The 12,752-nt window shown below is 71.8% G+C and carries 12 protein-coding genes; 8 read left to right on the top strand and 4 right to left on the bottom strand.

Translation table 11 applies throughout. The features are described from left to right. Positions 1–34 precede the first annotated feature (34 nt). Positions 35–904: a MoxR family ATPase gene (locus ABZ193_RS32380; RefSeq protein WP_354712578.1), complete on the top strand. Its 870-nt coding sequence runs from the start codon at positions 35–37 to the stop codon at positions 902–904. On the opposite strand, the gene ABZ193_RS32375 is transcribed toward ABZ193_RS32380, so the two are convergent. Further along, positions 901–2,430: a 2-isopropylmalate synthase gene (locus ABZ193_RS32375; RefSeq protein WP_020422551.1), complete on the bottom strand. Its 1,530-nt coding sequence runs from the start codon at positions 2,428–2,430 to the stop codon at positions 901–903. The genes ABZ193_RS32380 and ABZ193_RS32375 overlap by 4 nt on opposite strands. Before the next feature lie 160 nt (positions 2,431–2,590). On the opposite strand from ABZ193_RS32375, the gene ABZ193_RS32370 reads away from it, so the two are divergent. Then, positions 2,591–3,358 carry an FCD domain-containing protein gene (locus ABZ193_RS32370; protein WP_354712577.1) on the top strand — a complete coding sequence of 256 codons (768 nt, stop codon included), beginning with the start codon at positions 2,591–2,593 and terminating at the stop codon, positions 3,356–3,358. On the opposite strand, the gene ABZ193_RS32365 is transcribed toward ABZ193_RS32370, so the two are convergent. The 3 genes from ABZ193_RS32365 to ABZ193_RS32355 all read right to left on the bottom strand — a co-directional run bounded on the left by ABZ193_RS32365 (position 3,243) and on the right by ABZ193_RS32355 (position 4,890). Next, complete coding sequence (locus tag ABZ193_RS32365; RefSeq protein WP_027934495.1) at positions 3,243–3,866, bottom strand: class I SAM-dependent methyltransferase; 624 nt, start codon at positions 3,864–3,866, stop codon at positions 3,243–3,245. The two genes, ABZ193_RS32370 and ABZ193_RS32365, sit on opposite strands and share 116 nt — an antisense overlap. 96 nt (positions 3,867–3,962) lie before the next feature. Further along, positions 3,963–4,145 (bottom strand): hypothetical protein, encoded by a 183-nt coding sequence (locus ABZ193_RS32360; RefSeq protein WP_354712576.1) that lies wholly within the window; start codon positions 4,143–4,145, stop codon positions 3,963–3,965. Positions 4,146–4,233: 88 nt separating this feature from the next. Then, entirely contained in the window at positions 4,234–4,890 is a 657-nt protein-coding gene (locus tag ABZ193_RS32355) for a TetR/AcrR family transcriptional regulator (protein WP_237335973.1), read from the bottom strand. Between the two features lie 61 nt (positions 4,891–4,951). On the opposite strand from ABZ193_RS32355, the gene ABZ193_RS32350 reads away from it, so the two are divergent. The 6 genes from ABZ193_RS32350 (at position 4,952) to ABZ193_RS32325 (ending at position 12,720) form a co-directional block, all read left to right on the top strand. Then, positions 4,952–6,445, top strand: coding sequence for an FAD-dependent monooxygenase (locus ABZ193_RS32350; RefSeq protein WP_354712575.1), 1,494 nt, complete (start codon positions 4,952–4,954; stop codon positions 6,443–6,445). A gap of 10 nt (positions 6,446–6,455) precedes the next feature. Further along, positions 6,456–7,565, top strand: a complete 1,110-nt coding sequence (locus ABZ193_RS32345; protein WP_354712574.1) for a VWA domain-containing protein — start codon at positions 6,456–6,458, stop codon at positions 7,563–7,565. Beyond that, positions 7,558–8,670 (top strand): XdhC/CoxI family protein, encoded by a 1,113-nt coding sequence (locus tag ABZ193_RS32340; protein WP_354712573.1) that lies wholly within the window; start codon positions 7,558–7,560, stop codon positions 8,668–8,670. Before ABZ193_RS32345 ends, ABZ193_RS32340 begins: the two co-directional genes overlap by 8 nt. A gap of 213 nt (positions 8,671–8,883) precedes the next feature. After that, the gene (locus ABZ193_RS32335; protein WP_020422544.1) at positions 8,884–9,426 is read left to right on the top strand and encodes a (2Fe-2S)-binding protein; all 543 of its coding nucleotides are present in this window, start codon (positions 8,884–8,886) and stop codon (positions 9,424–9,426) included. Between the two features lies 1 nt (position 9,427). Next, the gene (locus ABZ193_RS32330; protein WP_354712572.1) at positions 9,428–11,866 is read left to right on the top strand and encodes a molybdopterin cofactor-binding domain-containing protein; all 2,439 of its coding nucleotides are present in this window, start codon (positions 9,428–9,430) and stop codon (positions 11,864–11,866) included. After that, positions 11,863–12,720 carry a xanthine dehydrogenase family protein subunit M gene (locus ABZ193_RS32325; protein ID WP_237335970.1) on the top strand — a complete coding sequence of 286 codons (858 nt, stop codon included), beginning with the start codon at positions 11,863–11,865 and terminating at the stop codon, positions 12,718–12,720. The genes ABZ193_RS32330 and ABZ193_RS32325 overlap by 4 nt, the downstream gene beginning before the upstream one ends. The last annotated feature ends 32 nt before the right edge of the window (positions 12,721–12,752 follow it).

The raw sequence follows: 12,752 nt of genomic DNA, 5'->3' as shown, positions 1-12,752 counted from the left end.
TGTCAACGGCGGGCGAACCCCTTAGGGTGGAGGGGTGAAGGTCAACTCACCCGAAGAGCTGGCGACGGAGCTGGACCGGGTCGGCTACCTGGCCGACGAGGGCGTCGCCACCGCCGCGTTCCTCGCGTTGCGCATGCAGCGCCCGCTGTTCTGCGAAGGCGAACCGGGCACGGGGAAGACCTCGCTGGCCGTGTCGCTGTCGGAGGCGCTCGGCCTGCCGCTGGTGCGGTTGCAGTGCCACGAGGGCATCGACGCGGCGCAGGCGCTGTACGAATGGGACTTCCCGCGCCAGCTGCTGCACCTGCGCGCGCTGGAAGCCGGCCGCGAGCACCTGGACGTCGAAGCCGCGGAGCAGTCGCTGTTCACCGAGCGGTTCCTGCTGGCCCGGCCGTTGCTGCGGGCGCTGAAGGAGTCGCCGTGCGTGCTGCTGGTCGACGAGATCGACCGCGCCGACGACGAGTTCGAGGCGTTCCTGCTGCAACTGCTCGACGAGAACGCCGTGACGATCCCGGAATTCGGCGAGATCCGGGCCGCGCAGCCACCGCTGGTGCTGCTGACCTCGAACCGGACGCGCGAGGTGCACGACGCGCTGAAGCGGCGCTGCCTCTACCACTGGCTGGAGCACCCCGACCTGGCCCGCGAGGTCGCCATCCTGCGCCGCAGGCTGCCCGGAGTCGGCGAACGGCTCGCGACGCAGGTGGCCGCGGCCGTCCGCCGGCTGCGTGAGCTGGAGCTGCTGAAACCGCCTGGGATCGCCGAGTCGCTGGACTGGGCGCAGGCGTTGCTGGCGCTCAACCGCAGCGAGCTGGACGCGGAAATCGCCGCCCGGACCCTCGGCGCGGTCCTCAAGTACTCCGAGGACCTCGACCGAGTCCGCGCCAAACTCGACACGGTGCTGGCTTAGCCCACCCGGGCGAGGGCTTCCGCGATCGCCTCCGCCTCCGTGCGCCCGCGCCCGCCGATCCACCCGCGCCCGTCCGGCGCCGCGTACTCCACGAACGCGAGCACCTCACCGGAGGCGGTGGCGCAGGCCGTCCGCTCCAGCACCTCCCCGGACACCGCTGGCGAATCCAGGTACACCTCCCGCAGCAGTTCCCACAGCTCCTTCGCCGTCACTTCCGCGCCGGTCCGGTCGGTGTGCCGCTGGACGTGCCGCGCGAAGTCGATCTGCAGCCGCCGTGGGAGTTCGACGCCGTAACCGGTGCTCAGCAGGTGCGCGATACCGCCCTTGCCGGACTGCGAGTTCACCCGGATGACGGCCTCGTAGGTGCGGCCGAGGTCCGCCGGGTCGACCGGCAGGTACGGCACCCGCCACTCCAGCTCCCGTTGCGGCACACCGGCCGCCGCCGCGCGGACCCGGTGCTCGGCGAGGCCCTTGCGGATCGCGTCCTGGTGCGTGCCCGAAAACGCCGTGTGCACGAGGTCGCCCACATAGGGGTGCCGTTCGTGCACGGGCAGCCGCGTGCAGTGCTCCACCGTCCGCCGGATCCGGTCAATGTCCGAGAAGTCGATCATCGGGTCGATCCCCTGCGCGTGCAGGTTCAGCGCGAGCGTGGCGATGTCGACGTTCCCGGTGCGCTCGCCGTTGCCGAAGATGCAGCCCTCGACGCGCTGCGCCCCGGCGAGGAGGGCCAGCTCGGCGCAGGCGATCCCGGTGCCGCGGTCGTTGTGCGGGTGCACGGACAGGATCACCGAGTCGCGCCGGTCGAGGTTCTTCGACACGTACTCGATCTGGTCCGCGTAGACGTTGGGTGTGGCCACCTCGACGGTGGCGGGGAGGTTGAGGATCACCGGCCGGTCCGGGCTCGCGTCCCACAGCGCGGTCATCGTCGAGCACAGGTCGAGCACGTAGTCGGGCTCGGTCAGGTTGAACACCTCGGGCGAGAACTCGAACCGGACCCGGTCGCCGGCCAGCCGCAGCACGTCCTCGCCCGCGGCCACGATCAGCGCCTTCAACTCGTCCCGGTCGCGGCCGAGGACCACCTCGCGCCAGACCGGCGCGGTCGCCGCGTACAGGTGGATCACCACCGGGTTCGGCATCCCGGCGACGGACTCGACTGTGCGCTCGATGAGGTCGCGCCGGGCCGGGGTGAACACGACGATCGTGACGTCCTCCGGCGCGAGGCCGGTTTCCGCGATGAGGCGGACGAAGTCGTAGTCGGTCTGCGAAGCCGACGGGTAGCCGACCTCGATCTCCTTGTAGCCCATCTCGACCATGAGCTCGAAGAAGCGCCGCTTGCGTTCCGGGTCCATCGGTTCGGCGAGTGCCTGGTTGCCGTCCCGCAGGTCGACCGGGACCCACAGCGGCGCCTGCGTGAGCCGGTTGGCCGGCCAGTCCCGTTCGGACAGTGGCACCGGCACGCGGGCGTACACGTCGCGGTACCGGTGGGAGGGCATCGGGGAGGGGTGCTGGGTGTTCCAGCGGTACATGTTCGCGTTCCTCTGGTCGTGGGGTGACGACCGGCGCAGCACGGCTCCCACGGCGGGGAGCCGGTCCGGTCAGGCCCCGCCGTGGCGGCGAAGGAGGAGAACGCGCGTGATCATGGGCTAGAATCTAACACAACTCCGCAGACAAGTAGAGGAGCTGTCGGTGGAACAGGTGCGGCGGCACCGGCTGGCCGAGCAGGCCGCGGATCTGCTGCTGGCGCGGATCCGGTCGGGCGAGTGGCCACTGGGCGCGAAGCTGCCCGGCGAGACGACGCTCGCGCCGCAGCTCGGCGTGGGCCGGTCGACGGTCCGGGAAGCGATCCGCGAGCTGGCGGCGAAGGGTGTGCTGGAGACGCGTCAGGGCGCGGGCGTGTTCGTCCTCGCCCACGACGTGCGGGAGGACTGGGACGCGGTCCTGCGGCGCGCCGGGATCGTCGCGGTGGTGGAAACCCGCATCGCGATCGAGTCCGAAGCGGCTGCGCTGGCGGCCGCGCGCCGCACGCCCGCGGACCTGCGCCGGATCAGGCGCGCGCTGGCCGGCCGCCTGGATCCGGGGTTCGGGATCGAGGAACTCGTCGACGCGGACACGGCCTTCCACCGCGCCGTCGTCGTGGCCGCGCACAACGAGATCCTGGTGGAACTGTTCGACACCGTCGCGCCCCGCGTCCGCCAGGCGATGGTCGACATGCTGCGGCTGCACCCCGGCGGCCCCGACCACGAGGCGCACGCCGGACTGGTGGACGCCATCGCGGCCGGGGACGCGGCCAGGGCTGCCGTGGTGAGCCGGGCTCACCTGGTGTCGATGAAGGAGGCCCTCAGCGCGGGCGGTGCGCGAGCAGGTACGCCTGCGGAGTCGTCTCGTACTCGAACGCGGGCTCGCGGATCAGCCGCGCGGTCACCGGGAGCCCGGCGTCCGCCAGCAGTTCCGTGATGCGGTCCGGCGGCAGGCGGTAGGCGTCGTAGGAAACCGTGTGCCCGTAAGCCTGTTCGAGGCGCTTGCGCTCGTCGCCGACCTGGAACGCCACCATCAGGTGCCCGCCCGGCGCGAGGACCCGCGCGAACTCCGCGAACACCTCCGGCAGCAGCTCCGGCGGGGTGTGGATGATCGAGTAGAACGCGAGGATCCCGCCCAGGCTGGCGTCCTCCAGCGCCAGGTCGGACATGGAGCCGACCTCGAACCGCAGGTGCGGGTAGCGCCGCCGCGCCTCCGCCAGCATGCCGGGCGACAGGTCGATGCCGAAGACTGGAACCCCCAGCGAGTCCAGGTACGTCGTCACCCGCCCGGTGCCGCAGCCGATGTCCGCCACCTGCCCGCCGTCGCGGCGCACGTAGTCTGCGAAGAGCCGCAACATCGCCAGGTCCTCCGGAGTCTGCTCCAGGAGGCCTTCGAGGAGTTTCGCGTAGTCGACCGCCACGGTGTCGTAGGCGGCGCGGGTCATGTCGAGATGGGTCACCCGGCGACCGTATCGAGGGCGAGTGGCCGGGGTGGCCCGACTCGCCGCCGGTGCCGGAGAAATCTTTGTCCCGCAACGGTTTCAGCAATGCGCGAGGCGCAGGCGGGTCACCAGGTCCGGGTTGGCGAGGAACGTGCGGCCGAGGGAGACGAGGTCTGCGCCCGCCGCGTGCACCTCGACACCGGTGAAGCCCGCGTCGATCGCGTTGCGCGCGGTGGCCGCGAAATTCGCGAGAGTGGGCTGGTGGCCGTCGCGCGTGAACATGGTGATCGGCGCGGCGCCGGCGTGAGCGAACGTTCCCCGCGGTACTCCGAGAAGCCGGTCGCCGATCCGCGCGGCGAGCGCGGGCGGATCAACCGGTTGGCCGGCGATCCGCCGCGCTCGCGCGAGGCGATCGCGGCTTCACCCCACCGAGGCCGTGCTGCAGCAGGTCGAAGGCCCGGTCGATCACCGCGGGCTGGTCGCGGTGCACGTCGTCGGGATCGTCGCCGTCCAGCATGCGGCTGGTCGCCCGCTCGTAGATCGAGTCGATCGCGGCGGTCAGCAGGTTCGCCGTCAGCCGCGCTTCCACCGGGTCGCCGGTCTCCTCGGTCAGCACGTCCGCCAGCATCGCGGCGATCTCGCGGGACTGCTCGTAGGTGCGCGTGACGAGCGCCGGGCTGGCGCGCAGGATCGACAGGAACCCCACCGTCCCCGGCCGCGTCCCGGACAGCGGATGGCGTTGCCGCACCAGTTCGTGGTGGTACCGCCGCAGCGCGGTCACCACGTCCTGTCCGGCGGGCCGCTCCCGGACGACCCGCTCCAGTTCGCGGAGCCGGTCGTCGTGCCGGTCGAGGAAGAGGTCCTCCTTGCGCGGGAAGTAGTTGAACACGGTCATCTTCGAGACGCCCGCGGCCTCCGCGACCTCGGCGACGGTCACATTGTCGAAGCCCTTGACGGCGAACAGGCCGGTCGCGACGTCGGAGATGTGCCGTCGCGTGGCCCGCTTCTTTTCTTCGCGCAGTCCCACAGCAGAATCCTATACCGAACCAAAATTTTGACCGAGTAAAAGTTTGTGGCACGATGGGGCCATGGACTTCGACGTGGTGATCTCCGGGGGCGGGCCGGTCGGCCTGATGCTGGCGGGCGAGTTGCGGCTCGGCGGGGTGGACGTGCTGGTCGTGGAGCGGCGGACCGAGATCGATCCGACCCTCAAGGCGGGCTCGATCAACCTCGCGACGGGTGAGGCGCTCTACCGGCGCGGCCTGCTGGAGCGGCTCGAACACGAGACGCGGCAGGGCATGGCGCAGGTGAAAGCGATGCTGTCGCGGGCGAAATCGGCGCCGCCGCCGATCGCCGGGCACTTCGGCGGGATCATGGTCGGCCTCGACCTGGTCGACTTCGCCGACCCCGCGTTCCGGGACGCGGGTCCGGCCGCCAACCTGCAGCTGGTGGGCCAGCAGACCGTGGAGAAGGTGCTGGCGGAGCACGCGACCGGCCTGGGGGCGGTCGTGCGCCGGGGCGCCGAGGTCACCGGGTTCGATGCGGACGACGACGGCGTGACGGTCTTCGTCGGCGGCGACCGGGTCCGCGCGGGCTGGCTCGTCGGCTGCGACGGTGGCCGCAGCCTGGTGCGCAAGCTGGCCGGGTTCGACTTCCCCGGCACCGATCCGGAGATCACCGGGCGCCAGGCGCTGGCCGACCTGGACGGCGCGGACGCGCTCGGGCTGGGCTGGCACCGCACGAGCACCGGCGTCTACGTGCACGGCCCGCTGCCGGGACGGATCCTGACCGTCGAGTTCGACGGCCCGCCAGCGGACCGCACCTCGCCGGTCACGGTCGCCGAGCTGCAGGACAGCATCCGCCGGGTGTCCGGAGTGGACGTCACGGTCAGGTCGATCCGCAGCGCCACGCGGTTCACCGACAACGCCCGCCAGGCCACCACCTACCGCCGGGGCCGGGTGCTGCTCGCCGGCGACGCGGCGCACGTCCACTCGCCGTTCGGCGGGCAGGGGCTCAACCTCGGCATCGGCGACGCGGTCAACCTCGGCTGGAAACTCGCCGCGACGGTGCGCGGCGACGCGCCGGACGGGCTGCTCGACACCTACCCGGTCGAACGGCACCCGATCGGCGAGTGGGTGCTGGAGTGGACCCGCGCTCAGATCGCGGCGATGCGGCCCGATCCGCACGCCAAGGCCCTGCGCTCGGTGCTCACCGACCTGCTCGCCACCGGCGACGGGGCGACGTACCTGGCGAAGAAGCTGTCCGGCGTGCTGCACCGCTACCCGGTCGACAGCGACCACGACCTGGCCGGCAAGAGCGCGCCGGACTTCGAGTTCACCGACGGCAGCCGTCTCGCCGACCACTGCCGCGACGGCCGGGCCGTCCTGATCGGCGCGCGGATCGACGACGAGCGGGTCCGCCCGGCGCCGGGGGAAGTCGTCGGGCGGCCCGATCTCAAGGCCCTGATCAGGCCCGACGGGCATGTCGCGTGGGCAGCAGAGGACGGCGGCACGGCCGGTCTGGAGGAGGCGTTCGCGACCTGGTTCGGCACGCGGAACCCCTCACATCGGATTTTCGCGTAACAATGAACACGTGAGCACCCAGGACCCGCTGGCCGGATTCGTCGGCTTCGCCACCGCGCTGCGCGAAGCCGGCGTCGCCTGCGGGCCGCAGCGGGTGCAGGCCTACCTCGACGCGGTCGAGCGGCTGGACGTCGGCGAGGCGGACCAGCTGTACTGGGCGGGCAGGCTGACGCTGTGCTCGGACCCGGACGACCTGATCCGCTACGACGACGCGTTCGCGCAGTGGTTCGCCGCCGCGCCACCGGAACCGCGGCCGGCCACCGTCCGCCGCGAGCAGCGGTCCCGCATGGCCGCACTGGTGTCGCAGTCCGCGGGCCAGGGCGAGGCCGAGTCGGACGACGAGCAGCTGCGCGTCGCCGCCACCGACGCGGAAGTGCTGCGGGAACGCGACCTCGCGGAGCTGACCAAGGCCGAACGCGAGCACCTGCGGGAGCTGATGGCGGTGCTGCGGCCGCAACCGCCGATGCGGAAGTCCCTGCGCAGCAGGCCCGCGCGCCGCGGCGCGCTCGACCCCGGCCGGACGTTGCGCGCGATGCTGGCGGGCGGTGGCGAACCGGTCCGGCTCGCGCACCGGAACCGGTCCACCCGCCCGCGACGGGTGGTGCTGCTGCTCGACGTGTCCGGGTCGATGAGCCCGTACGCCGACTCGCTGCTGCGGTTCGCGCACGTGGTCGTGCGCCGCGCGCCGGCCGCCGTCGAGGTGTTCACCCTCGGCACCCGGCTGACCAGGGTGTCCCGGCAGCTGCGGCAGCGCGATCCGGAACGTGCGATGCTCGCCGCGGGCACCGCGGTGCCCGACTTCGCCGGCGGCACCCGGCTCGGCGAGACGCTGCGGATCTTCCTGGACCGGTGGGGGCAGCGCGGGCTCGCGCGCCGCGCCGTCGTCACGGTGTTCTCCGACGGCTGGGAGCGCGGCGACCCCAGCCTCCTCGGCGAGCAGATGGCCCGGATGCGCCGCCTGGCGCACGCGGTGTTCTGGGTGAACCCGCACGCGGGACGCGAAGGCTACGCTCCGGTTCAGTCCGGCATCGCGGCCGCGCTCCCGCACGTCGACCGCTTGCTGGCCGGCCACAGCCTGGCCACCCTGGAACGACTGCTGCTGGAGATCCGCGATGCATGATGTGCTCGACGAGTTGTACAAGCGCTGGCGCGAGGGCGAAGCCGTCGGCGTCGGCACGGTCGTGGCGACCTTCTCCTCGGCGCCCCGCGCGCCGGGCGCCGCGATGCTGGTCACCGAGGACGGCACGGCGGTCGGCAGCGTGTCCGGCGGCTGCGTCGAGGGCGCGGTGTACGAGCTGGCGCAACAGGTGGTCGCCGACCGCGAGCCGGTGCTGCAGCGCTATGGCGTGAGCGACGACGACGCGTTCGCGGTGGGCCTGACCTGCGGCGGGATCATCGACATCTACGTCGAGCGGATCGACAGGGAGACCCTGCCCGAGCTGGGCGACGTCGTCGACTCGGTGCACCACGGGGAGCCGGTCGCGGTGGTCACTGTGATCGAGCACGAGGACCCGGAGCGGCGCGGGCGGCACATGATCGTGTGGCCGGACCGGACCGCGGGAACGCTCGGCACCGACCGGATCGACGACGCGGTCGCCGACGACGCGCGCGGCCTGCTCGCCAACGGGCGCACCGGAACGCTGCACTACGGGCTCGAGGGCGAGCGGCGCGGCGAGGGCATGGCGGTGTTCGTCAACTCCTTCGAACCGCAGCCGCGGATGCTGGTCTTCGGCGCGATCGATTTCGCGGCCGCGATGGCCCGCATGGGCGCCTACCTCGGTTACCAGGTCACGGTGTGCGACGCGCGTCCGGTTTTCGCCACCGCGTCGCGGTTCCCGGACGCCGACGACGTCGTGGTGGACTGGCCGCACCGCTACCTCAAGGCGGAGGCGGAGGCGGGCCGCATCGACCGGCGGACCGTGATCGCGGTGCTCACCCACGACCCGAAGTTCGACGTGCCGCTGCTGGAGGTCGCCTTGCGGCTGGACGTCGGCTACATCGGGGCGATGGGGTCGCGGCGCACGCACGACGACCGCCTCACCCGCTTGCGGGAGGCGGGATTGACAGAGGCGGAACTGTCGCGATTGGCCTCGCCGATCGGACTCGACCTCGGCGCCCGCACACCGGAGGAGACCGCGGTGTCGATCGCCGCGGAGATCATCGCGTTGCGGTGGGGCGGCGGCGGGAAGCGGCTCACGGAGTTGTCCGGGCGGATCCACGGCTGACCCTGTCGTGCGGCCACGACTGGCCCTTTCGCAGGCCTGCGACTGGTCAATTCGTACGAGCCGTTTCCGCGGTTGCGGTGGTGGAGCTGGGTTTTTCCGTGCAGGTGCGGGAGTCGGGGTGAAGTGTCACCCAACCAGGACTTGTCCGAACGGCACGGAAGTAGCACGCTCGCTTGTGAAGCCGATCACCCAGCTCCCACCACTGGAGGCCTCATGCGCATCACCGTCAACGTGGACGGAACCAGTTACACCGACGAGGTCGAACCCCGCACGTTGCTCGTTCACTACCTGAGGGAGACGCTCGGGAAAGTCGGCACCGTCATCGGGTGCGACACCAGCAACTGCGGTGCCTGCACCGTGCACCTCAACGGCCAGAGCGTGAAGTCCTGCTCGGTTCTCGCCGTGCAGGCCGACGGTGCCGAGGTGACGACCATCGAGGGCCTGGCCCGCGACGGCAAGCTCCACCCGGTCCAGGAAGCGTTCCACGACAACCACGCCCTGCAGTGCGGGTTCTGCACGCCGGGCATGATCATGCAGTCGATCGACCTGCTCGCCGACAACCCGAACCCGGACGAGCACGCCGTGCGCGAGGGGCTCGAGGGCAACCTGTGCCGCTGCACCGGTTACCAGAACATCGTTCGCGCCGTGCGGGACGCGGCGCAGCGGATGAGCCCGGGCGCGGGGCCGGAGGCCGAGCGCGTGTCCGGTGACGACGTCACCCGCGCGCCCAGCGCGTTCGCGGGCGGGGGCGAGTGACATGACGTCGACGATCGAACCCGAGGTCGGCAAGGCGCGCACCCGCAAGGAGGACGCGCGGCTCATCACCGGCCGCACCCGCTGGACCGACAACATCACGCTGCCCGGGATGCTGCACGTGGCGATCCTGCGCAGCCCGTTCGCCCACGCCCGGATCAGTTCCATCGACACGGCCGCGGCGCGGGACATGCCGGGCGTCGTCGCCGTCTACACCGCCCGCGACCTCGACCCGGACAGCGCGATCGGCATGCCGTGCGCCTGGCCGATCACGCCGGACATGAAGCAGCCGCGGCGGCCCGTGCTGGCCGCCGACCGGGTCAACTTCGCCGGCGAGGGCGTCGCGGTGGTCGTGGCCCGCAGCAAGGCCGAGGCCGCCGACGCGCTCGAGGCCATCGACGTGGACTACGAGGAACTGCCCGTGGTCCTCGGCCTGGAGAACGCGATCGCCGACGACGCGCCGCTGGTGCACGAGGAGCTGGGCACCAACAAGCAGGCGACGTGGGTCTTCGACTCGGCCGAGGCCGGCACGGGCGGCAACGTCGAGGAAGCGCTGTCCGGCGGCGAGGTCGTGCTCAAGCGGCGGTTCCGCCAGCAGCGCCTGGTGCCCGCGTTCATGGAGCCGCGCTCGGTCGTGGTCGACCCGACCGGCACCCAGATCACCATGTGGTCGGCCACCCAGGTGCCGCACATCCTCAAGACGATGACGGCGCTGACGCTCGGCATCCCCGAGCACAAGCTGCGCGTCATCGCGCCGGACGTCGGCGGCGGGTTCGGCGGCAAGATCGCCGTGCTGCCCGAGGAGACCATGGCGGTCCTCATCGCGCAGAAGCTCGGCAAGCCGGTCAAGTGGACCGAGACCCGGTCGGAGTGCATGCAGACCGCGCACCACGGCCGCGACCAGATCCAGGACATCTCGATCAGCGCGAACCGCGACGGCACCATCACCGGCCTCAAGGTCGAGCTGCTGGCCGACATGGGCGCGTACAACGGGCTGGTCGGGCCAGGCGTGCCGATCCTGGGCGCGTTCATGTTCAACGCGATCTACAAGATCCCGGCCTACCACTTCGCCTGCACGAACGTGTTCACCAACACCACGCTCACCGACGCCTACCGCGGCGCCGGGCGGCCGGAGGCCACGTTCGCGATCGAGCGGATGATGGACGAGCTGGCCGCCGAGCTGGGCATGGACCCGCTGGAGCTGCGCGAGAAGAACTGGATCAAGCACGAGGAGTTCCCGTTCACCACGGTCTGCGGGCTGACCTACGACTCGGGCAACTACGAGGCCGCCACCGAGCGTGCCAAGGAGCTGTTCGACTACGAGGGCCTGCGCCGGGAGCAGCGGGAACGCCGCGAGCGCAAGGATCCGGTGCAGCTGGGCATCGGCATCTCGACGTTCACCGAGATGTGCGGGCTGGCGCCGTCGCGGGTGCTCGGGTCGCTGGACTACGGCGCGGGCGGCTGGGAGCACGCGGCGATCCGCGTGCTGCCGACCGGCAAGGTCGAGGTCGTCACCGGCGCCTCCGCCCACGGGCAGGGGCACGAGACGGCGTGGAGCCAGATCGTGGCCGACCGGCTCGGCGTCGCGTTCGAGGACATCGAGGTCATCCACGGCGACACGCAGTCCTCGCACAAGGGCATGGACACCTACGGGTCGCGGTCGCTGGCCGTCGGTGGCATCGCGGTGGTCAAGGCCGCCGAGAAGGTCGTCGACAAGGCCCGCACGATCGCCGCGCACCTGCTGGAGTGCTCGCCGGACGACCTGGAGTTCGAGGGCGGCAAGTTCACCGTCCGCGGCACGGACACGTCGACGACGATCCAGGACGTCGCGTTCGCGACGTTCGCCGCGCACAACCTGCCCGAGGGCATGGAGCCCACGCTGGACTCCGAGGCCGTGTTCGACCCGGAGAACTTCTCGTTCCCGCACGGCACGCACCTGTGCGCCGCCGAGGTGGACACCGAGACCGGGCGGGTGCGGCTGCGCTCGTACGTGTGCGTGGACGACGTGGGCAAGGTGGTCAACCCGCTGATCGTGGAGGGGCAGGTGCACGGCGGTCTCGCCCAGGGCATCGCGCAGGCCCTCTACGAGGAGGCGGTGTTCGACGAGAGCGGCACGCTGACCACCGGCACGTTCGCCGACTACCTGCTGCCCTCGGCGGCCGACCTGCCGTCGTTCGTCACCGACCGCACCGAGACGGCGGCGACGTCGAACCCGCTCGGCGTCAAGGGCGTCGGCGAGGCGGGCACGATCGCCTCCACCCCGGCGGTGGTCAACGCGGTCGTGGACGCCGTGCGGCAGTTCGGGGTCAACGACATCGAGATGCCGTGCTCGCCCATGCGGGTGTGGTCGGCGATCCACCGCGGTCGCACCGATGCCGGCGGTGTCGGTGCGGAGGCCGGCGGCGGACTGGGTTCCATCGACGCTTCGGGAGGTGCGCAGTGATCCCCGCTGCCTTCGACTACGTCGCGCCGTCCACTGTGGACGAGGCGGTGCAGGCACTGGCCGCGGCCGGTGAGGACGCCAAGGTGCTGGCCGGTGGGCAGAGTCTGCTGCCGGTGCTGCGGATGCGGCTGGCCGCGCCGACGACGCTCATCGATCTCGGCAGGATCACCGAGCTGCGGGGCGTCCGCGACGACGGCGACGCGATCGTGATCGGCGCCATGACCACGCACTACGACGTGCAGCGCGACCAGCTGGTCGCCGAGCACGCCGCGCTGCTGGCCAGGGCGACCGACACGGTGGCCGACCCGCAGGTGCGGCACCGCGGCACGTTCGGCGGTTCGATCGCGCACGCGGACCCGGCAGGCGACCTGCTGGCCCCCGCGCTGGCGATGGACGCCGAGATGGTGATCGCGAGCAGCAGCGGCAGGCGGACCGTGTCGGCGGCGGAGTTCTTCCAGGACTTTTTCACGACGGCGCTGGAGCCGGGCGAGATCCTGGTCGAGATCCGCGTGCCGAAGCACACCGGGTGGAAGGCGCACTACGAGAAGTTCAACCGGGTCGCCCAGGCGTGGTCGATGGTCGCGGTGGCGGCCACGGTCCGCACGGACGGCGACACGATCGCCGAGGCCCGGGTCGCGCTGACGAACATGGCGTCGGTGCCGGTGCGGGCCACCGCGGTCGAGCAGGCCCTGGTGGGCCAGTCGGCGTCCGACGACACGATCCGCGCCGCGGCCGCCCACGCCGCCGAAGGCACCAGCCCCACGGCGGACGGCAACGCGGACGTGGAGTACCGGCAGGAGCTGGCCAAGGTGCTGACGGGCCGCGCGGTCTCGGCAGCGCTGGCCGCCGTGTAGGCCCAGCCCCCGCGGCCGCCCCCGCCCGGGGC

It is taken from the genome of Amycolatopsis sp. NPDC006125 (assembly GCF_040614195.1).
In the GTDB taxonomy this organism is placed as follows: Bacteria; Actinomycetota; Actinomycetes; order Mycobacteriales; family Pseudonocardiaceae; genus Amycolatopsis_E; species Amycolatopsis_E tucumanensis.
The sequence above is the reverse complement of the archived record's forward strand: the minus strand, read 5'-3'. Positions and strand labels throughout refer to the sequence as shown.

Coding starts and splice junctions, on each gene's coding strand:
- ABZ193_RS32375 (WP_020422551.1), bottom strand. CDS start 2,430: ATGTACCGCTGGAACACCCAGCACCCCTCCCCGATGCCCTCCCACCGG.
- ABZ193_RS32365 (WP_027934495.1), bottom strand. CDS start 3,866: ATGACCCGCGCCGCCTACGACACCGTGGCGGTCGACTACGCGAAACTC.
- ABZ193_RS32360 (WP_354712576.1), bottom strand. CDS start 4,145: ATGTTCACGCGCGACGGCCACCAGCCCACTCTCGCGAATTTCGCGGCC.
- ABZ193_RS32350 (WP_354712575.1), top strand. CDS start 4,952: ATGGACTTCGACGTGGTGATCTCCGGGGGCGGGCCGGTCGGCCTGATG.
- ABZ193_RS32340 (WP_354712573.1), top strand. CDS start 7,558: ATGCATGATGTGCTCGACGAGTTGTACAAGCGCTGGCGCGAGGGCGAA.
- ABZ193_RS32335 (WP_020422544.1), top strand. CDS start 8,884: ATGCGCATCACCGTCAACGTGGACGGAACCAGTTACACCGACGAGGTC.
- ABZ193_RS32330 (WP_354712572.1), top strand. CDS start 9,428: ATGACGTCGACGATCGAACCCGAGGTCGGCAAGGCGCGCACCCGCAAG.